The organism is Vagococcus sp. WN89Y (genome assembly GCF_052220145.1).
In the GTDB taxonomy this organism is placed as follows: Bacteria; Pseudomonadota; Gammaproteobacteria; order Enterobacterales; family Enterobacteriaceae; genus Kosakonia.
In genome coordinates this window covers 1-20,686 of the sequence record NZ_JBQPOM010000022.1, presented here as the reverse complement: position 1 = coordinate 20,686, position 20,686 = coordinate 1, and the positions used below count along the sequence as shown (strand labels likewise).

The following is a 20,686-nucleotide window of genomic DNA, read 5'->3' as shown; positions in this document are numbered from 1 at the left end:
CCAACATGTCTGAACAACAAGCACAGGGCGCTGACGCGGAAGCTTCCCTTAATAATGAACTGAAAACTCGTCGTGAGAAGCTCGCACAGCTGCGCGAACAGGGCATTCCGTTCCCGAACGATTTTCGTCGTGATCAGACCTCCGATAAACTTCACGCACAGTACGACGCTAAAGAGAACGAAGAGCTGGAAGCGCTGGGCGTAGAAGTCGCCGTCGCGGGCCGCATGATGACGCGTCGTATCATGGGTAAAGCCTCTTTCGTTACCCTGCAGGATGTTGGTGGCCGTATCCAGCTGTATGTCTCTCGTGACGATCTGCCGGAAGGCGTTTATAACGAACAGTTCAAAAAGTGGGATCTTGGCGATATTCTCGGCGCGCGCGGCAAGCTGTTCAAAACCAAGACCGGTGAGCTATCTATCCACTGTACCGAGCTGCGTTTACTGACCAAAGCGCTGCGTCCGCTGCCGGACAAGTTCCACGGCCTGCAGGATCAGGAAGCGCGCTACCGTCAGCGTTACCTGGATCTTATCTCTAACGATGAGTCCCGCAACACCTTCAAAGTACGTTCACAGATCCTGGCCGGTATTCGCCAGTTCATGGTGAATCGTGACTTTATGGAAGTGGAAACGCCGATGATGCAGGTTATCCCAGGCGGTGCGTCTGCGCGCCCGTTTGTCACGCATCATAACGCGCTGGACCTGGATATGTACCTGCGCATCGCGCCGGAGCTTTATCTGAAGCGCCTGGTGGTGGGTGGTTTCGAACGAGTGTTCGAAATTAACCGCAACTTCCGTAACGAAGGTATTTCCGTGCGTCATAACCCGGAGTTCACCATGATGGAACTCTATATGGCGTACGCGGATTACAACGATCTGATTGAGCTGACGGAATCGCTGTTCCGCACGCTTGCCCAGGATATCCTCGGCACCACTCAGGTTCCGTATGGCGATCAGACGTTTGATTTTGGTAAACCGTTTGAAAAACTGACGATGCGCGAAGCGATTAAGAAATATCGCCCGGAAACCAATATGGCGGATCTTGACAGCTTCGACAGCGCGAAAGCGATTGCTGAACAGATTGGTATCCATGTTGAGAAAAGCTGGGGGCTGGGCCGTATTGTCACCGAGATTTTCGAAGAAGTGGCAGAGGCTCACCTGATTCAGCCGACCTTTATTACGGAATATCCGGCAGAAGTTTCGCCGCTGGCGCGCCGTAACGACGTCAACCCGGAAATTACCGATCGCTTTGAGTTCTTTATCGGCGGGCGTGAAATCGGTAACGGTTTTAGCGAGCTGAACGACGCAGAAGATCAGGCGCAGCGTTTTGCGGACCAGGTTGCGGCAAAAGATGCTGGCGACGATGAAGCGATGTTCTACGACGAAGATTACGTGACCGCGCTGGAACACGGTCTGCCGCCGACGGCAGGTCTTGGGATCGGTATCGATCGTATGGTGATGCTGTTTACCAACAGCCATACCATCCGCGATGTTATTCTGTTCCCGGCGATGCGCCCGGTGAAATAATCGTCAAAACGTAAAATAGCCCCGGTGTTGAGAAACGCGCGGGGCTTTTTTATTGCTTTGCGCGGGCGGCAAATTGCCGAAGCTGCTCACTTGCGCCTGCGGCTTCTTCAACTATCCACGGGCTAAAAGCCCAGGGCGCGGCGCTAAGCGCGCGAAACAGGTCGTCCAGTTCTATCCATTGCGTTTCCATGACTTCGTCAGGGTTTGGCTGAATTTCTGTGTGAACCCGCGCGGCATAAACCGGGCAGATCTCATTTTCGACGATGCCTGAGGCATCCGTCGCGCGATAGCGAAAATCGGGAAGAACAGGCGTAATAGCACTGATCCGGGCACCTATTTCAAAAAAGCAGCGGCGGATGATTGCTTCTTCGGTGGCTTCGCCAGGCTGAGGATGACCACAAACTGAATTGGTCCAGACGCCGGGCCAGGCTTTTTTGCTGAGCGCGCGGCGCGTCATAAGCAGTTGACCGTGCTGATTGAAAATCCAGCAAGAAAAAGCCAGATGCAGCGGTGTGTGTGGTGTATGTGCGGCGTATTTTTCCTGAGTACCGATCAACTCTCCCTGCTCGTTGACCAAAATAATCTGCTCTTGCTTGCCCATCGTTACTCCGCTATTTGCAACTCTACGGCAGATAAAGCGCCGTAGGCCCGGCCTTTTTGGCGCACCGGGTCGTCGCTATTATATATGACTTTGCGATGATGAGTCTGGCAAGGCAGGGAAAAAGGCATCACATGCATAAACGGTGCTTTATTCAACAGATTGATATCCCTGGCCGTAAAGCAGACTTCAGTAATCAAGAGGAGATGCTGTCAGAAAGCGAACAATGAACGTTGTGAAAGGGTTGGCATCGCATCTATGGCTGTTATCATATGACGCTAATTTATTTATTCGAGGAGTTGTTTTGCACGCAGGACGCCTGACGAGAAATCCGTTTCGCCTGGTTATTTGCCTGGCGATTGGCCTGTTGCTTGCCGGATGCGCCGGAAGTAAACCTGTGGGTAAATTTACGGGTTCTGTCTATACGGTGAAGCGGGGCGATACTCTGTACCGTATTTCGCGTATGACCGGAACCAGCGTGAAAAACCTCGCCAGTATGAATGGTATTTCTCCTCCTTATACAATTGCTGTCGGGCAGCGCTTGCGTGTAAAAGGTGCAGCGAAAACAGCCGCGTCTAAGACACCCAGCAGAACGGCCAAAGTCACGCCGTCTTCTGCCGTGCCAACCTCATCCTGGCCGCCGGTTGGGCAACGCTGCTGGCGCTGGCCGACAAACGGCAAAGTCATTTTGGGCTACTCCACGTCGGAAGGCGGAAACAAGGGTATCGATATTGCCGGTTCGCGTGGGCAACCCATTTATGCAGCCGGCGCGGGTAAGGTTGTTTACGTGGGTAATCAGCTACGCGGTTATGGTAATTTAATCATGATTAAGCATAACGAAGATTACATAACGGCTTATGCGCACAACGAAACGATGCTGGTGAATAATGGGCAGAGCGTGAAGGCGGGGCAAAAGATTGCGACAATGGGCAGCAGCGATGCTGCGTCTGTCAGATTGCACTTCCAGTTACGTTATCGTGCTACCGCTATCGATCCGCTGCGTTATTTACCGCCGCAGGGTAGCGCGCCGAAATGTTAAAAGGGTCGCTAACAGGTTATTTTGTAGCCTGTTAGCGCTTCGTTGTCTTGCCAGACGGTCAGTAAAGCCTATAATGCGTAACGCACCTCAACGCGGGCGTAGTTCAATGGTAGAACGAGAGCTTCCCAAGCTCTATACGAGGGTTCGATTCCCTTCGCCCGCTCCAGATCTCTCCCCTTGTGGAGAAGCATAACAAGCCTTATCTATCAGCAATTTAAATAGCTACCTATTTTAGTCGCCTATGGGTTCTACCATTGTGATCCGCCCTTGGTAACTGTCACGCTAAATTACATGGTGAGATGACAGTATAACTCAGCGTTGGCGGCAGTTGCATCCTCACACCGCGATAATAAAACTTGAAGAAAAAGCCCAGCCTGGCATTGTTATGTCATCGACAGATTGATCATATGCATTTAAGCCCGATGTGCGGCCTTGTGGCTGCGTAAACAGGCAAATAGTGGTAATCGCTGCGCTCAATAGTAGCTACGTACCTGCATACTATATGCAGACTCTGCCAGCGTCTCGCTCACGCTCCGAAAGGTACACGAGCACGCTGATAAGATGTGATCCCTCTGACAATCTGATGTAGTCGCTACGCTCCGCTTGTTGCTTGTACCACTAACGGGGCTTTATGGCTTCTATTGTCCAAAATCTGTTAGTTGCCCATTTTATGCTCCCTGGATACCCTGATATAAATCATACAACGAGGACAGTTTATGAGCGCACAGGCAGAGGAAGGAACATTACGCCGGATGACGTTAGGCGAGATTGCAATGGCTCGTAGGGTTTTCGGTGATTCGATAGTTTATAGCCGTGTCTGGATTCATTGCGACAGCTATTTACCATTTGGACTACAGAAACAAAATTACGCGATGACCCCCAACGGGGAGTTGTGGTACAGAAAGTCGATGTACAGGGAAGACTTTTCCGCAAACTCGGTTTTCGTTGAAGATAAATATGTTTTCATCCATGAGCTGGGGCATGTCTGGCAACACCAACACGGGCAATGGGTGAGAATGCGGGGAGCTTTTAGCTGGGCAGCTGAATATACCTACAGGCTGGATAAAGAAAAGCTCACGGATTACTCTCTTGAACAGCAAGCCTCTATTTTAGCTGATTACTGGTTACTGCTGGTTTATGGGATAAGTAAGTGGTCTTACTATCAGAGACCAGCGCGCATGGGGATGTACAGGGGCGTAGATTTGTTGCAGGATGTCCCTTCGCTTTACCGGAAAATCGTAACAGGGAAGGGGCGTTAAACATGAAGAACAAAATGTTGCTGGGTGTTGTATTCCTCTTAACGGGATGCCCTGGGCCTGGTGATCGAATGGTAGATCGTGAATCTACAACGGCATTTATCAAAGATAATCAAGTTTGTGTGGTGTCACCACTGGAGCCACAGGAACGGATCACTGCTATCCAAATCAACAGCGATAATAATGTCTCTCTTCACAAGATTTTTGATGACAAGCCTGTTTATATACCAAAGGGTGACTGTCTTCCTGTGTTCGGATTTAAGTTTACATCTGGAGAGAGGTATAACTTCGCGTATGACGTCCAATCTGATAAATCAGAGTCGCATTTAGTCACTGCTGAATTTTCTTATCCCAAAGAATAAGGGGGCATTTTGCCCCCCAAATCTTACTTCTTCAAGTCACCTGTACATTGATATTCCATTGTGACCATTGTTTCCATACATCCGCTTGAGGATGTTGAGAACAAACTGAAGTATAACCGCCGAACGGCTCAGCACCAGAATAACCCCATGCAGCGCAACGCTGTGCTGCTGCTTGAGCGCCTTGCTGAACGTTCACTTTAGGGGATTCGAACATCCCGAAAGAGTAGCTCATGGATTTGACCCTATATATCCAGACGCATTTTCTCTCTTACGTTTGCGATAACTTCCTGCGTATAAATTCTCGTGGCGAACGATATCCCAGCGCGCTGTGCGGATGATGTTCATTGTAATGGCTGAACGCTACTGCCAGATTTATTAACGCCATCTGGCTGTCCGGTTTAGGCATGATGCTGATGTAATCCCGCTTTATCGTCTTCACGAAGCTCTCTGCTATGCCGTTGCTCTCCGGACTGCGCACTCTGGTCGTGCAGGGGCCCTGACCTGCCCCCAGGATTAGATACAACCGTCAGTCCACTTAACCGCATGCTGCTGGCCTTGCCGCAAAGCCATCCTCTGGCACAAGAGGAACATCTTGTTGCGCAACAGCTTGCCGACCAGCAGTGGATAGCGGTGATTCATAACGACGATGCCCATTCACGCGATGATTTTGTCGCCGCTTGTGTTAAAGCCGGGTTTAACCCCGATATTCGTTTAGAAGCCGGTGAACCATTAACGGCATTGGGGCTGGTTGCAGCGGGCTTAGGCCTGGCATTAATTCAACACAGTCTGCGTCATAACGCGCCTGAAGGTGTGGTATTACGTGAATTACCGTGGATGAATTATTCTACGCAGCTATGGGCTGCCTGGCATAAAGCAAACCTACGCCCGTTGGTGACCCATTTTCGCCAGATTCTGTGTAGCGAATAAAGAAAATTTCGCTTTTGTAAAAGCGACCAGTATTGTATAACTGGCCGCTTCATTTGGGCAGAAGACAGGCCAGAACGCTGCATTAGCCTATTTCAGCAGCAGCAGGTTAGGCATTTCCCTGTCGCTATGATTAATAAACAGGTGAGAATAGAGCGCACCAGGTCGGCCAATCATCAGAGATTTATTTTCCGCTGGCGTATATTCACTGTAATCAACGTGTAAATACTCTGCATAACTCAATGGATCGATCATCGCATTACCATAAGCACCAAAACAAAGGGATGGATGATTATTAATACCTCGCTCTTTTTTAGACGAATGATAATGCTCGATATCGGAATATAAAATATCTTTGATTTCACTGTCTGCAAAATAGTTTTCATTGAGCATGGCTGCGCGTGATAAATAGATACCTGCGGCTCCGTGATGCCAGCAGTTTGCGTCCTCGTCGCAGCCATACATAGCCATGTTTTTCCATCCCTGGCTAATTTTAAATTTCTGTTCATATTTTAAAGCATGGATCGCCAGTTGGTGTATCTCTTTATTATTCAGTATATTGTTTGCTAACAGTAGAGCATAAATGATGCCTGAATTACCGAGAGCGAAACCGGTTATTTTTTCGCGCCACGCAACAATATCTGTATCAAGATATAGGGCTTTTTTCATGATGGCGGAGGCGAGAAACTTAATGGCCGACTCATAAATTTTATGCGGGCATAACAGATACATCCGGCTGCAAACGATGAGAATCCCAGCCATTCCGCTCATTATATCGACATGCGAATCTCTTTTTTTTATCAGTTTAATGATATTAATTAAACGCTGGTTGAACAACGAAATATCAAACCAGTCGATAAGGTTTTTATGAAAAAGGTATTCCAGATAAAGCAATCCACCATTCATTTCAAAACAACCAAATGTTTTATTGGTGTTGTACTTTTTGGCTCTGGTATATAAATCATATAATCTCTTTTCTTTCACTGATGTTCGGTTAACGATAAAGTTGCAGAGCTGCATAAACGTTGCGCCACTCAATCCATTATAGATGTCGCTACTCATTTTGTTTAAACACCTGGCACCACTGATGTCTGTTTCAATATTGAGGATGAATTCTTTTTTCTTATAACTAATCTCTTCTCCGGCCATAAAGCTTACGGTTTTTTCAATAAAAGCGTGTTTTTTATTTAGGGTTCTTTTTGCCGGGGAAAGCGTAGCCAAAGAGAGATTCATAAGTTTTTTTTGTAATGCGCTCTCTTCATCTGTATTTATCATCCGGTATACCTTCGTCATGTAGTCTTTGAAAGAATGGTTGTCATTTATATTGAGTTCTATATTATCAGCAGTGTAATATTTACCTTTTACCATGTTCATATAAAAAACAGGTATTCTGCCTTCGCTAATTGCACCATGCTCATATTGAATGACATCTAAGGGATTTGTTTCTTCATATAAAATACAGGACAAGTATATATTTCTTGCTTCAAGGTCGGATGCGTATGCCGGGTGCATAGCAAGCCGTATCATTTCATGGTAAGAACGACTGGTGCGAAAAGCCACTTTCCCTTTTAGTGGCGGGTAATTTTTAATAAAAGAGGCTATTTGTTGATTGTTTTTAATTAAATCACGCATGCAATCAAAACCCTCATTGATTGCATTAATTAATGCGGTATATGTAATTGAACTGTCACTAATAGTGTGAACGTTATCCCCGTCTTTGATCGTGCCCGCAAAATCCTGCGGATACATATTTACGATGTTATCAGTGCTAATCTTCTTGGTTTGTATAAATTCATCTTCAGCTCGGGGAAGAGTAATGCCACAAACAGACCTATCTGGCGGATCACCCGCTAGTGAGGGCACGATAAGCGTATTTAGCAAGGAATCCGTAAACAACCCGGCTTGCTGAGGCCGAGAAAAGATCATCTGCAGATCAATAAAATAGGGGGTATGATTTACACATATGATATTTTTAGGGTGAAATCCCGAGCCGTTTAGCAAATAAATAAACAACAACGAAGCGCCGATATTTCTGTAGTAAGCTAACGCATCCTGTACACTATTGGGTTTTTGAAAAGTGATGTACTCATGCCAGCTGTACTCATGCATATTGATAAAGGCCGGAACCCCGAGACGCAGATCCATGATTTCGGCATTTATTATATCAAGCAAGGCTAAAACAAAAGCTTCATTATCTGCACCTTCTGGTTTATAAATAACAGAATGTGTGCTGAAATCGATGCGTACTACACTTTTCCCGGTTTGATGAAAATCGCCCAGGAAAAGCTGAATGCTTTTTATTGAAAATAAACGTATATTAAATGCATTAGTTAGCGTTTCTTTATCTTTATCAAGTCTTGTTAACATATCGTCTAATATAATTATCATATGACGATCGAGCAGCGTTAATCTTTTTTCAATGATTGGGAAATGCTCAAATAATTCTTCCCAGCTCGAAATTTTCTGTTGAGACATTTGTGGTAACTGGGATGCAAAAAAGCAGACCTGGCGAATATCGTCAGGCAAAGCATGTACGCCTTGTTGGCTGAGATTCAGCGCCAGCTCTTCTTTGTTAAGGATCAAACTTTCAAATTTTGAAAGTAACTGTTTAATTTGGCTATAAAAAACTTTTGTAACGCTATCCTGTAAAACATCAAAAAGATTTTTGTTAGCCGGGTAGTCAGGTAAACGCAGGGTAAGCTGGCTGATAAAATCGTCGATGAATGAATTTTTATCCAAACTTTTGGTTTTATCTTCCGACGCCAGGCCTGCAACCTGGCGCGTAATGTTGTGTGCATCAGGGTAACGTTTTAAAAGAATCTCATAGTATTTTCTCGATGTATTCATTATTAAACCATCCCTTGCCGTTGATGCAAAACTGGTGATGCCTGAAATAAAAAAGATAGCGCTCACTGGAACGTTAGGGCCACGACATTGCAAAACTATTGAATGCACTACTATCCCTGGTATCGCTAATAATTAAGAATAATCATATGATTTTATTTTTATAAGATTTCAGGTCGGTCACGTGATTTTCTGTACGGCTGCGCCGTTGAAAAAAATGTCATTTATCTTATTTCAGGAATAAACCTGATATTATCAGTGTATGCTTATCGCTTCTTTAATATAATTGTTGGCAGGCTGAATTTTTTCACCATCAGCTGGCAGGGCATCCCCATTTTCTTGCTTTTTTTTCACAAGCCCTCCTTTTCTTATGTAAAAACGTCAGGAAACGGTGCTGTTTTCACTCAAAATCTTTTATATCAGCAAGATATTGAGCAAAACTCTCTTTTTGCGCGCGCTATTGCTTCCCGGTGCCTGCTGATAAGTTGAGTGTAGCCGCTCTTTTCTGATGATTTATCTGAATAAACGTTTCCCGTGCAAATAACGGCGCTTTGCTTAGAAAGTCGTTAAGTAAAAGCTAATCACGGTCGCACGCTTACGACCCATACCGGAAGTTATAATGCCTTGTTTATAAACAGTAGCGCACATTAATAACGTAATTTCACAAAACAGGTGAACTGAAGCGTTTATTGCGGCAATGGTTTTTCAACGCATTGCCGCTAAATATGATTCACCTTACGGCGGCGAATATCCCGCTTCGCCAGCTGAACAGGGTTATTTTACGCGCTGCGCTTAAAGGAAAGGCCGGAAGTATTTGTCTACCTTTCACGCCCGGCAAAACGGGCGTCCAGCGGCAGAACAATCGACGGAGGATAACCAGGCTTGCGTTCTATCCAGGCGTTTTCACCGTCCGGTTGTTCAAGCACAATAACGCCTTGCTCGCGTAAAAGAGCGATGAGGTGGGCAAACTCTGTCTCGTTAACCGGCCTCGGTTGCCAGAAAGTTTGTTGGTTATCAGTAAAAATGGGCTGCAAAACCAGTCTGGGGTCCGGCCCGCCTGGCAGCAGGTGGACGATAAATCCGTAGGGCGGCATTTGGCGCGCCTCATATTCACCGGTACTGTTAAAGACGGCATTCCCGATACTGTACAGTACCCATTTTTGCCCCAGACGAACGAACTCACCCGGCATATGTGGCCCGCAGCCAATAATCAAATCTGCTCCCGCCAGCGTTAGCCGCTGCGCCAGCTGGCGTTGCAGTGGCTGCGTCCAGCGATAATCCACCCCCCAGTGCGCCAGCACAATGATGGTGGCAGGGTTTTCCTTCGCTTTCTCTCGTTGGATTTGCTCAACCAGTCCACCGCTGATGCAGGCAACGCCCGCGCGGCGCGGCTGCGCATAAAAAGCACAATCGTCTTCCATATAGCGGCGATACCAGTAGGCGGCGTAAAACTGAAAACACCGCCCGCCAGCCATAAGCGTTAAGGGCGCATGAGCCTGCGCGGCATTAAGTCCGGCGCCGAAGGTGATAATCTCTCGCTGGTGAAACGCATCCTGCGTACTGATAAGCCCGTCCACGCCCGCATCCATCGCGTGATTATTCCCCAGCGACACTGCATCAATTCCGTGACGTTTTAGCGCCGCAGCGGTTGCTTGCGGGTTGCCTGTCAGGCAAAACGGTTTACGCCCGGTAAGGTTTACCGTTGCAGCATTGGCCAGCGCGGCTTCAAAATTGGCGATAGTTAAATCACTTTGCGCCAGTAAAGGATCGATGGCCAGGAACGCGTGGTCGTAGCCGTGGCGCTGGAGAGCATCATCGATACCGCGACGCTGGCGTCGGCGTGTATACCATTCACCGAAATAGGTATCCCCCAGCAGCGTCACACGGGGTTGGTCTTTATCGCCCACCACCACTGTTGGTTCGGCGTTTGCCGGTCGGGGCGACGCGTCCGTTTGTGCTAATAAATCATCAAGTAAATAGTCGAGATGAAATGCGTCATCCGCCCCCGCCACGCAGGCCAGCCACAGGGATTGCTCTACCCGTGCAATAGCAAATCCCCAGCAAGGCGTGCCGCCTGAGCTGTAACTGTAATGGGCTCGTCCTTCGGCCTGAATATTCGTCCCTTTGCGGTAAAGGTTATTGGCCAGCACGGTTTCGCTTTCCGCCAGCCAGTGCAGCAAGTGCGGAAAACGCTGGCAGAACTGACGAACCAGTTGCGTAATATCCTCCACTGTCGTCTGCTGCGCTTGCCATAAACGACCCGACACATTGGTGAGACGCGTATGCGTTAATCCGAGCGTCTTCACCTGAGCCTGAATGCGCGCAAGCCCGGCTGTGGCATCGCCCGCCAACAAGGTGGCAAGGTTCACCGCGGCGTCGCGGGCATGATGAATGATCATCGCCTGAAGCAGCGCCTTCACACTGTATTGCTGGCCCGTTATCAGCCCCAAAGACGGCCCTTTTTGCACAATACCTGGTGGAACTGTTTTGACTGCAACCGGCATTGTGAGACGAATTTTATGTGAAGTCAGCGCTTCGGCAACGAGCATCATCAGCAGCAGATGGCTTAAGTGCAAAGGCGCAAATGTAGCCTGCGCATGGCGCGAGACGGCCAGCTCATCGCTGGAAAGGTTGGTTAACATCGCTGCCGTCTGGCCTTGTTGTAAGTCTGCGCTGGCGTTGTGGCTGATGGCTTTCATACGGCTGACTATTTGATGAAAGTCGGAGTCGCTGACGCTACCTTTGACCAGCACAACGTCGCCTTCTTTCAGGTCTGCCATCACGTGCTCTGCCATTGCATCAAGGTGGGTAAAATGCCCGGCGACGCGATCTGCGGGAAGCAGGGGCAAGAGGTGGCGCATCTCTTCGCCGTGCAGCCAGATTTTGTCAAAACCCGCTTCCAGCAGCGGTGTCGCCAGCGCCATATGGCTCACGGGAGCCTGAAAGTCCAGCGTTGCCAGCCGCCCAAGTACCGCTATCCGGCGCTGCCCCGGCGCCAGGCGATAGAGCGCGGCCACGTCAAAGGCGTTGCACATGGAGGTAAAGGTGGCGTTATAGTTATCATCAATGAGTGTGGCCGAACCACCGCCGGGCAGTGATAACCTCCCGGCCTGGAGTTTGCTTTTGGCATTGCGGAAATGGGCAATGCTCGCTGCGCCCTTTTCTGTGTCGCACCCCAGCAATGCCAGGGCAATCAACGCAGCGATAGTGTTGCGGGCCATCCCTTTGCCAGGGACGTTCAGGCGGTACTGAAGGGGCGTGCCGTTAAGCGTGATGCTGATAACGGAGTGGTCGGTTGCCGCACGGTAGCCCGTAACCGTTACATCTGCTTCGGGGTGAAAACCATAGCTGATGACCCGCGCGCCGTAACGCAACGCTTCAAGGCGAACAAACTCATACTCGTCCATGTCACGGTTTAATATTGCATAGCCGCCGGGCAGGATTGCGCTGCAAAGCCGGGCTTTGAAACGCGCGGTATCGTGCCGCGTTTTCACGAAATCGCCCACCTGCGTCATGCCGATTTCAGTAATGATGGCAATATGCGGCTTGATGCGCATGCCGGCATGGGTTGCGCGCATCCAGAGGGCGGATATCGCCACCTCCAGTACGGCATACGCCGGGTCGGTAATGCAGCGCGCAAGGCTCAGCAGGGTTCCTGTGCGGGTGTTATGATTACCCGGCGTGGCGACTGTTGTGCCAAATTGCGGGAGCAGCATCTGTAAAAGATCTTTTGTTGACGACTTACCCACCGTGCCGGTGATAGCGATAATTTTACCGTTCATGCGCCGACGCGCTTCATCAGCCAGAACGGGCAATACGTTATAGGTGTTTTCCACCACCATTTGCGGAAATTCAGTCGGCAGTTCAGGCAGATAATGCTGGACAATAGCACCGCAAAATTGGTGATAGTTTTTCTTTAATACCTCATGCGTATCTTCCCAGCCAGCATAAATACCCCGGTTACCTGAACCGGCATGCCATGTTTTTTCATCCATAGCGATAAATAAACATTTGCCATTATTATTTTGTTTATCAAATATGTTGAGCGCAATATTTTCAGCTCGCCATTCTTTTTCCGGATGCGCAGACCATTTCGCACCAAGTAATTGTTCAAGTTCTGCGCTTCGCCAGCCTGGCCGTTTTGCATTTGTCGACATATTTTATTCCTGGGCTTCCTTTAAGATTATGAAATTCAGGTGGATAAGCAGGCCATTCAATTAACAAAACACGATGTTTGTTTTCGCGTAATGCATGGGCAAATTTAAGCTGAAGATTAAAAGGTGTGGTTTTATCCAGCAGATTGCCGACGACCATTACCAGACGTTGGGGATCCTGAGTAATACCTTCAATATGATAAAGCGGATCGTAAGGTTGCCTCAGACCGGTGACATCTTTCCCGACATCACTTTTTTCCCTACGCTCTTTTCGCAGCGCTTCCGCACGATTAAGTAAATCCCAGGCACCCGATGTTAAAATAGCGCAGCGAATATCCCGGCGACCAAATGTTAATAATGCCGAGGCCGCCGTAGCGCCGCCGCTATGGCCATTTAAAATAAATTTTTTAATATGATAGCGTGCGCGCAGACTATCCATTGCCGCATTCAGCGCAAGAAATTCGGCGGGCTGGCGCCGTTGATAATGATTGCCGCTGGAGCCATAGGTTCCGGGACGAGCCATAATCACCACCGGCATGCCTGCCTGCGCGCTGAGCCTTGCTGCCTGGCGACGCTGCGCGGTTGGCGTATTTGCCGGAATGGTTCCGGGGTTGCGTTTGATAAAAGGCACGCGATCGCCTCTGAATATCACCATCACCAGCGGAGCATATTGCAAATTCCCGGCAGAAAAAAAGCGAATACAGGCCACGCCACCTTTATATTTTACCCATAGCGCATCGGCGTGCAGCGGGCAATTCTCAGCGCGCGCTTTTTGATTCCACAGCAATGGAGTATCCGCTTGAGTCGCAAAGGATAATAAACATAACAGGACACAAACGCAGCGTAATAGTAATGACATATTCCTCTCGCCAGTCATAATAATGAAGCAACAGAATACGCAGCCGTGCAAATATGGTGTTATTTTAAATAGAGTCCTTGTCGCTAAAATAAACGGGAGTGTAAATGTCTCTCCGCCAATTACTTGCGCAGATCCGTCCCGCAGTCGAACAAATGGATATTAGCGCGCTTTCTGCGCATTTGCCTGGCTGGGTTATATTTTTTAGCGCCAGCGATGGAAAAAGCCGGGCGCATATTACGCATGGACGAGGGATAAATTTTGACGAGGCGTGGCAAAAAGGCTCGCAGGCGCTGCAAAATTTACCTTCTGTTTCCTCGGCAGAAATTATCTGGCTGCGTGTCGATGTGGTTGATCGCGTTGAACTGTTATCCTGGGGAGCGCTACTGGAAAAGCTCGCCGTGACCAAGCGTAATTATTTTCGCTATGGATTAAGTTTCGATCCCGCTTTTAACTATGCGGTGCTGGAGCAGGAAATCGCGGCCAACGCACTGATGTACGATGGCACGCGAGGCGTTGCCACTCCCAACGGCAAAAATCTGGCGCACTATTCACGCCGACGCTTCGGTGCGGTTTTTGACTGGCCGCAGGAGCCCGAACAGCCTGTCTGGCGCTTTACCACGCAGGCACTCTTTTGCGATGGCGCTGCAATACTTGCCATCGAGCCGACGGGGCGTAATTCAGGCTACCGGCAGCTTGACCACTGGCAGGATGAGCTGGATATGATGATCCTCTCCGCAACACATTACCTGGCTTTACAGATAAAACCTGATGGCCGGTATGACTACGGCTGGTTTCCCTGTTTTGATCGCGCGATCCCGGCGTATAACACCTTGCGGCATGCCAGTTCGACCTATGCCTTGCTGGAAGGGTGGGAAATTAGCCGCAATGACGCGCATTTTGCGGCAATCCTGCGTGCGTTAACGCATTTGAGTGAAACGCTGATCCAAACCCGGCAACTGCCGGATGGCAGCGAGGCGGATTTCCTGGTTGACGCCCACGATGAAATCAAACTGGGCGGCAACGCGGTGTCGATTCTGGCGATGGCCAAGTACAGCGAGCTGACCGGCGACCTGCGCTATATTGCGCAAATGAACCGCCTGGCAAACGGCATCTGTTATATGCAGGAGGCGCAAACCGGCGGCTTTGTACATGTATTGCATGCCGCCGATTTGTCGGTAAAAGCGGAGCATCGCATTATCTATTATGACGGTGAGGCCGTTTTTGCGCTGATGCGTTTATTTGGTATCGCGCCCGACACCCGCTGGCTGGATTGTGTCGAACGTGCCGTTGATTATTTTATTGCCCGGCAACACTGGCAGGCGCATGACCACTGGCTAAGCTATTGTATAAATGAACTTACGCTGTATCGCCCGCAAAAACGTTATTACCAGTTTGGGCTGGATAATGTGCGCGGGCATCTTGATTTTGTTCTCAACCGGGTCACGACTTACCCGACTTTGCTGGAATTAATGATGGCAGCGGTTCAAATGATCGCAAGACTTAAGGAGTCAGAGCATCAACGTCTCTTAAATAAGCTGGATCTGGATAAGTTTTATCTGGCGCTGGAAACGCGCGCCCGTTATCTGGCGAATGGTTTTTTCTGGCCGGAACTGGCAATGTTTTTTAAAAATCCATCGCGTATTGTTGGCAGCTTTTTTATTCGCCACCACAGTTATCGGGTCAGGATTGATGATGTGGAGCACTATCTTTCCGGTTATATCGCTTACCGGAAATACTGGCGCAACAACTCTGCTGGCCATGCGCACTAGCGCCTGGCTTAATATGCATGATGTATGAACCGCATCTTTAAAAATGTCCAGGCCTGCCAACGAAGGTTTTCGTTCTGGTTATTGTTGCTGTTTCTTTTTTCGCCCTCAGGGCTGGCAGCAGGGTGGGACTTTACCGTTATTAATGCCCGTACCCGGCAATTATACGGCGCGGCGACACCTGCCGGGCAGAAAAGGATAAATGAATGGGCCGCGTTGATTTCACACCCACCACAGGGAAGCGTTCAGGAAAAGCTTACGCGCGTAAATACATTTTTTAACCAGCGCATTCTTTTTCGGGCCGATCGGTCAGTCTGGGGAGCGACAGATTATTGGGCGACGCCCGTGGAATCTCTGCGCAAGGGCGCGGGCGATTGTGAAGATTATGCGTTAGCAAAGTATTTCACGCTGCGGGAAATAGGCATCCCGGCGAGTCAATTACGCATAACGTACGTTAAAGCATTACAGCTGAACCAGGCGCATATGGTTGTCACCTGGTATTCCACGCCGGAGGCTATCCCATTAGTTCTGGATAATTTAAAAGCTGTAATTTTACCGGCCACTCAACGCACTGATCTGTTGCCGGTTTATGCTTTTAACGGCGAAGGTTTATGGCTGCCGCAGGCCGCAGGAAATAAACGTGTCGGCGACAGCAAACAGTTATCTCGCTGGCAGGATCTTCTCACCAGAATGCGTGCTGAGGGGTTTGTCATTAAAGAATAGGGCCTCGCCATGTCTTTATATAAACAGCTTGTTATCGGCATCTGTCTGTTTACATTAATATTGTTTTGCGGCAATTACGTTATTACGCTGGAAAGCGCCCGCGAACAATACAGCAAACAATTAACTTCACATGCTCAGGATGCCGCCACAGCGCTTGGCGTTGCGCTGACCGGCCATATTCACGACGCGGCCATGACTGAACTGATGGTGAATTCTATTTTTGATAGCGGATATTTTTATCGCATACGGCTGGTGGATATAAAAAATGGCCAGCCGTTAATTGAGCGGCAAGGAAAACCGGCAGGAGCCAATGTTCCGGGCTGGTTTGTGCAGTTAGTTAAATTACAGCCCGGTGAAGGCGACGCCATCATTATGGACGGCTGGATCCAGGCCGCGCGCGTTGAAGTGAGCAGTCATCCGATGTTTGCTCTGGCACGCCTGTGGGATGATATGGTTGCCAGTTTCCTCTGGCTGGTACTCTGTAGCACGGCATGTATTTTAGGGGCGATGGTGATGCTGCACCGTAGCCTGAAACCGCTCAATCAAATTGTCGAACAGGCGATGTCAATTTGCCGCCGGGAGTTTCGAAACGTGCCCGATATGCCGCAGACGCCGGAGCTTCGGCGTGTGGTTGAAGCCAGTAATATGATGGTCACGCAGCTCAAAACGTTGTTCTACGAGCAGGCTCAGCGGACAGAAGTTCTGCGTGAGGCGGCCTATCACGATAGCCTGACCAACCTGAATAATCGGCGAGCGTTTGATATAAAGTTGCAATCTTTACTGCGTGATGAAGAGAGTGTGACCGGGCACTTAATTGTGTTGCAGATTCGCGATCTGGCGGGGTTGAATCAGCGCATTGGCGGTGAAAAAACCGATGCATTATTGCTGGCAATTGCAGATATTTTGCGTGAGCTCCAGCAACGTTTCCTCTCTCACGATGGTTTTCTCGCGCGTATTCGTGGCGGCGAATTCGCCTTGATTACGCTGGAAATTTTACCAGCGGAACTGGAGAACGCGCTGAGTGCACGCCTGCAAACCCTTAGTGAGCAAGAAATGAGCGATGTTTCACCGCTCGCGCATTTTGCGCAGGTGGTTTTTCACAGTGGCGACAAGGCACAAAATATTCTGCTCCAGGCGGATCGGGCGCTGGTGAAAGCAAAAACCGATGTGCATTATTTTGCTGACTCACTCATTCATACCGAGGATAACAATGATGAAGAGCATCGCCTTTGGCTTACGCGGCTTGAAGACATATTAATTGAGGAAAAGTTTATCCTCTTTTCTCAGCCGGTTTTTGAGTGCAATGACTCGCAACATGTATTACATCAAAAAGTTCTGGCGCGAATAAAAGCGGAAAATGAGGAAATAATTCCCGCAGGGCAATTTATGCCGTGGGTGCATCGCTTTTCGCTTAACTACCGTATGGATCTTGTTATGCTTAAGCAAACGTTACGGGAAATGGCAAATATAACGCAGCCGCTGGCCATGAGTATTAGTGGTGAAAGTGTGGCAACTGACGAAAAACTCAATACTTTACTTCTTTTATTAAAAAATTCGCCTGTAGAAGCCAAACGGCTAACGCTGGAAATCGATGAAAAGGAATTACCCGAACCGGAACGCGTCAGTCAGTTAGTTAATAAACTTAATGCTGTCGGGTGCCGTTTGGGTATTCAGCATTTTGGTGGAAGATTCAATCTTGTAGGAAATTTACCGCAGTGGGGATTAGCCTGGGTAAAAGTTGATGGCAGTTATATACACCATATTGATAAAGAAGAGGATAAGCGACTTTTTATTGAAGCTATGTATTGGGCCACCCGGCAAATTAATCTGCCTATTATTGCAGAGCGAGTTGAAACCTCCGGAGAATTAGCGATACTCAATAAAATAGGTCTTTATGGTGCCATGGGGAGATACTTTGGTGCACCCACTTTATTATCGGAACAATAAGTTGCAACGGTACCACATATGATATGGGGGACTCATCGTGTATTACATTGAACGCGACGCTGAAGGGCGAATAACACGGGTGGAAACCACGCCTTTTGCGGGTGTCGTGGAACACTATGCAATAGATACTGAGGAAATAAAAGAGTGGCTTAATGTTCAGGCGATGCGTAAAGCAACATTACAGCGGTTACAGCAGAGCGACCTGGAAATGGTTCGTGTACTGGAAGATCTCATTGAAGTGTTGATGCGTAAAGGAATTATTAGTATTACAGATTTGCCTCATGCAGCGCAAAGTAAACTAATAAACCGAACTCAGGCTCGTTTAACATTAAGTGGTCTTGAGAGATTAATCGATGATGAAGATGAGGGCATTTTTTAAAGTTTGCTTCTATCAGCTTAAACAGCTTAATAAATAATACTTTAAGGTGTTTTTGTTTTTCCCTTAAATATAAATTTATTAGCTTATCTTATTGATTGGTTTGATAAAGGCTTGCAGCGTATTACCTCGAAAAATATTCCTTGAGATTTTATGTAATAAACAATGCCATTGCTTTTTCGCTATTGCTAATGCGTTGAAATTTATTCCTTTTGGAATTTGATACCTGATCCCAATGGTAGAATTCGTGACGATTTTTAAGAGGCGCATGATATGAGCGGCGTGGCCGGGGTAATCAAAGCTGTTATAGGACAAGTCTTTGCAACTGCCCCCGATGGTAGCCGGCACCTGCTGGTTGAAGGAGATACTATCCAGGACGGTGAGCAGATAGATATAGGCTCCGGTGGAGCTGTAACCATCGTGTTGTCTGATGGCAAAACGCTCGACCTGGGCCGTGATAGCCACTGGGACAGTACCGGTTATTCAATACAGGCCGAGCCTGAGACGCCGCCGACAGATCAAATAGATATTGCATCCATCCAGCAGGCGATTGCAGCAGGTGATGACCCGACAAAAACTCTCGAAGCGACTGCTGCAGGCCCTACGGCCTCTCCCGGACAGCTCGTAGTTCCCGGCGGCCCTGATACTGGCGGCACCCATGCTCCTGTTGTGCTTGATCTTACCGGAGAAATTGTCGATCCGACGGCGGGTTATCCCACCGCCGGGATCGATAATCCCGACGATACGGCGCGCGAAGAACCCGCTCAACCCGACCAGGAACGCGATGACGCTGCTGCTGATGCAGGCACGGATACCGACGCGGACACTGATGCAGATGCTGACACCGACATCGACACCGACACCGACACCGACACCGACACCGACACCGACACCGACACCGACACCGACACCGACGCTGACACGGACGCAGGCGCAGACGCAGACGCGGATGCAGATGCAGATGCAGATGCTGATACAGATACCGATGCAGACACTGATACGGATACCGATACGGACGCCGACACCGATACAGATACGGACACGGATGCTGACGCTGATGCGGATACCGATGCAGATACTGACGCAGACACGGATACCGATGCCGACACCGATACCGATACCGACACCGATACCGACACCGACACTGACGCAGACGCTGATGCCGATACGGACACGGATACCGACACAGATGCCGACGCCGATGCCGATACTGATGCCGACTCTGACACCGATGCTGACGCGGATACAGACGCTGATGCAGATGCGGACACCGACACGGACACCGACACGGACGCCGACACGGACGCCGACACTGACACCGACGCGGATACAGATGCAGATGCCGATACAGACACCGACGCAGATGCGGACGCAGATACGGACACAGACGCTGATGCAGACGCCGACGCCGACACGGATACCGACGCTGATGCAGATACCGACGCAGACGCTGATGCCGATACTGATGCCGACGCTGACACCGATGCTGACGCGGATACCGACGCAGATGCAGATACTGACGTAGATGCAGACGCTGATGCGGATGCTGACACTGATGCAGATACAGATGCTGATGCGGACGCGGATACCGATGCGGACACTGATACGGATGCAGACGCAGATACGGACGTCGATACAGATGCAGATGCCGACGCGGACACCGATGCTGACGCAGATACGGATGCAGACACCGATACGGATGCAGATACAGACACTGATACCGACACCGATGCGGACGCCGACGCAGATGCAGATACTGACGCAGATACGGACGCCGATACAGATGCAGATGCGGACGCGGATACCGATACGGACGCCGACACAGATGCTGATACGGACGCTGATGCCGATACGGACGCAGATGCAGATACTGACGCAGACACAGACGCCGATGCTGATACCGATGTGGACGCCGATGCAGATGCGGATACCGACGCAGACACCGACACCGATACCGACACCGACACCGATACCGACACTGACGCAGACGCTGATGCCGATACGGACACGGATACCGACACAGATGCCGACGCCGATGCCGATACTGATGCCGACTCTGACACCGATGCTGACGCGGATACAGACGCTGATGCAGATGCGGACACCGACACGGACGCCGACACGGACGCCGACACTGACACCGACGCAGATGCGGACGCAGATACGGACACAGACGCTGATGCAGACGCCGATGCTGACGCGGATACAGACGCTGATGCAGATGCGGACACCGACACGGACACCGACACGGACGCCGACACGGACGCCGACACTGACACCGACGCGGATACAGATGCAGATGCCGATACAGACAC

Annotated in this window: 15 protein-coding genes, 1 tRNA gene and 1 pseudogene; 11 read left to right on the top strand and 6 right to left on the bottom strand. The window is 49.4% G+C overall.

The features are described 5' to 3' along the window. The first annotated feature begins 5 nt into the window (after window positions 1-5). Window positions 6-1,523 carry a lysine--tRNA ligase gene (gene lysS / locus ACTU3N_RS07270; protein ID WP_443085468.1) on the top strand — a complete coding sequence of 506 codons (1,518 nt, stop codon included), beginning with the start codon at window positions 6-8 and terminating at the stop codon, window positions 1,521-1,523. 49 nt (window positions 1,524-1,572) lie between these two features. Here the strand turns inward: lysS and idi are convergent, their stop codons facing one another. After that, window positions 1,573-2,124, bottom strand: a complete 552-nt coding sequence (gene idi / locus ACTU3N_RS07265) for an isopentenyl-diphosphate Delta-isomerase (protein ID WP_443085467.1) — start codon at window positions 2,122-2,124, stop codon at window positions 1,573-1,575. A gap of 301 nt (window positions 2,125-2,425) precedes the next feature. Here idi and actS point away from each other — a divergent pair, with 301 nt between their 5' ends. The 4 genes from actS (at window position 2,426) to ACTU3N_RS07245 (ending at window position 4,778) form a co-directional block, all read left to right on the top strand. After that, on the top strand, window positions 2,426-3,160 hold the full coding sequence (gene actS / locus ACTU3N_RS07260) for an amidase activator ActS (protein WP_443085466.1): 735 nt from the start codon (window positions 2,426-2,428) through the stop codon (window positions 3,158-3,160). Window positions 3,161-3,252: 92 nt separating this feature from the next. Further along, window positions 3,253-3,326, top strand: a tRNA-Gly gene (locus tag ACTU3N_RS07255). A gap of 550 nt (window positions 3,327-3,876) precedes the next feature. Continuing rightward, window positions 3,877-4,419 carry a hypothetical protein gene (locus ACTU3N_RS07250; protein WP_443085465.1) on the top strand — a complete coding sequence of 181 codons (543 nt, stop codon included), beginning with the start codon at window positions 3,877-3,879 and terminating at the stop codon, window positions 4,417-4,419. A 2-nt stretch (window positions 4,420-4,421) separates the two neighbouring features. Then, window positions 4,422-4,778 (top strand): putative T6SS immunity periplasmic lipoprotein, encoded by a 357-nt coding sequence (locus ACTU3N_RS07245; RefSeq protein WP_443085464.1) that lies wholly within the window; start codon window positions 4,422-4,424, stop codon window positions 4,776-4,778. 31 nt (window positions 4,779-4,809) lie between these two features. Here the strand turns inward: ACTU3N_RS07245 and yecR are convergent, their stop codons facing one another. Then, entirely contained in the window at window positions 4,810-5,010 is a 201-nt protein-coding gene (gene yecR, locus ACTU3N_RS07240; RefSeq protein WP_443085463.1) for a YecR family lipoprotein, read from the bottom strand. Between the two features lie 36 nt (window positions 5,011-5,046). After that, window positions 5,047-5,271 (bottom strand): annotated as a pseudogene (locus ACTU3N_RS07235) (integrase core domain-containing protein); the annotation flags it as partial. A 50-nt stretch (window positions 5,272-5,321) separates the two neighbouring features. Between ACTU3N_RS07235 and ACTU3N_RS07230 the strand changes: the two are divergent. Further along, window positions 5,322-5,705, top strand: a complete 384-nt coding sequence (locus ACTU3N_RS07230) for a LysR family substrate-binding domain-containing protein (protein ID WP_443085462.1) — start codon at window positions 5,322-5,324, stop codon at window positions 5,703-5,705. An 87-nt stretch (window positions 5,706-5,792) separates the two neighbouring features. Here ACTU3N_RS07230 and ACTU3N_RS07225 read toward each other — a convergent pair whose 3' ends face one another. From ACTU3N_RS07225 to ACTU3N_RS07215, 3 genes are all read right to left on the bottom strand, one after another. After that, on the bottom strand, window positions 5,793-8,657 hold the full coding sequence (locus tag ACTU3N_RS07225; protein ID WP_443085461.1) for a DUF4135 domain-containing protein: 2,865 nt from the start codon (window positions 8,655-8,657) through the stop codon (window positions 5,793-5,795). 707 nt (window positions 8,658-9,364) lie between these two features. Next, window positions 9,365-12,703, bottom strand: a complete 3,339-nt coding sequence (locus ACTU3N_RS07220; RefSeq protein ID WP_443085460.1) for a CapA family protein — start codon at window positions 12,701-12,703, stop codon at window positions 9,365-9,367. After that, a complete protein-coding gene (locus ACTU3N_RS07215; protein ID WP_443085459.1) occupies window positions 12,657-13,487 on the bottom strand; it encodes an alpha/beta hydrolase family protein in 831 nt (276 codons plus the stop codon). The genes ACTU3N_RS07220 and ACTU3N_RS07215 overlap by 47 nt, the downstream gene beginning before the upstream one ends. Before the next feature lie 176 nt (window positions 13,488-13,663). Between ACTU3N_RS07215 and ACTU3N_RS07210 the strand changes: the two genes are divergently transcribed. From ACTU3N_RS07210 to ACTU3N_RS07190, 5 genes are all read left to right on the top strand, one after another. Then, window positions 13,664-15,328, top strand: coding sequence for a hypothetical protein (locus ACTU3N_RS07210; protein ID WP_443085458.1), 1,665 nt, complete (start codon window positions 13,664-13,666; stop codon window positions 15,326-15,328). Between the two features lie 24 nt (window positions 15,329-15,352). Continuing rightward, window positions 15,353-16,048, top strand: a complete 696-nt coding sequence (lapG, locus tag ACTU3N_RS07205; RefSeq protein ID WP_443085457.1) for a cysteine protease LapG — start codon at window positions 15,353-15,355, stop codon at window positions 16,046-16,048. Between the two features lie 9 nt (window positions 16,049-16,057). After that, complete coding sequence (locus ACTU3N_RS07200; RefSeq protein ID WP_443085456.1) at window positions 16,058-17,995, top strand: bifunctional diguanylate cyclase/phosphodiesterase; 1,938 nt, start codon at window positions 16,058-16,060, stop codon at window positions 17,993-17,995. 37 nt (window positions 17,996-18,032) lie between these two features. After that, on the top strand, window positions 18,033-18,374 hold the full coding sequence (locus ACTU3N_RS07195) for a hypothetical protein (RefSeq protein WP_443085455.1): 342 nt from the start codon (window positions 18,033-18,035) through the stop codon (window positions 18,372-18,374). A 270-nt stretch (window positions 18,375-18,644) separates the two neighbouring features. After that, window positions 18,645-20,686: retention module-containing protein (locus ACTU3N_RS07190; RefSeq protein WP_443085454.1), on the top strand; the 2,042-nt coding region annotated here is incomplete at its 3' end.

Bases quoted from the DNA above. Each gene is read 5' to 3' on its own strand.
- lapG (WP_443085457.1), top strand. From the start codon at position 15,353: ATGAACCGCATCTTTAAAAATGTCCAGGCCTGCCAACGAAGGTTTTCG.
- ACTU3N_RS07210 (WP_443085458.1), top strand. From the start codon at position 13,664: ATGTCTCTCCGCCAATTACTTGCGCAGATCCGTCCCGCAGTCGAACAA.
- ACTU3N_RS07220 (WP_443085460.1), bottom strand. From the start codon at position 12,703: ATGTCGACAAATGCAAAACGGCCAGGCTGGCGAAGCGCAGAACTTGAA.
- ACTU3N_RS07230 (WP_443085462.1), top strand. From the start codon at position 5,322: ATGCTGCTGGCCTTGCCGCAAAGCCATCCTCTGGCACAAGAGGAACAT.
- lysS (WP_443085468.1), top strand. From the start codon at position 6: ATGTCTGAACAACAAGCACAGGGCGCTGACGCGGAAGCTTCCCTTAAT.
- ACTU3N_RS07200 (WP_443085456.1), top strand. From the start codon at position 16,058: ATGTCTTTATATAAACAGCTTGTTATCGGCATCTGTCTGTTTACATTA.
- yecR (WP_443085463.1), bottom strand. From the start codon at position 5,010: ATGAGCTACTCTTTCGGGATGTTCGAATCCCCTAAAGTGAACGTTCAG.
- ACTU3N_RS07250 (WP_443085465.1), top strand. From the start codon at position 3,877: ATGAGCGCACAGGCAGAGGAAGGAACATTACGCCGGATGACGTTAGGC.
- idi (WP_443085467.1), bottom strand. From the start codon at position 2,124: ATGGGCAAGCAAGAGCAGATTATTTTGGTCAACGAGCAGGGAGAGTTG.
- ACTU3N_RS07245 (WP_443085464.1), top strand. From the start codon at position 4,422: ATGAAGAACAAAATGTTGCTGGGTGTTGTATTCCTCTTAACGGGATGC.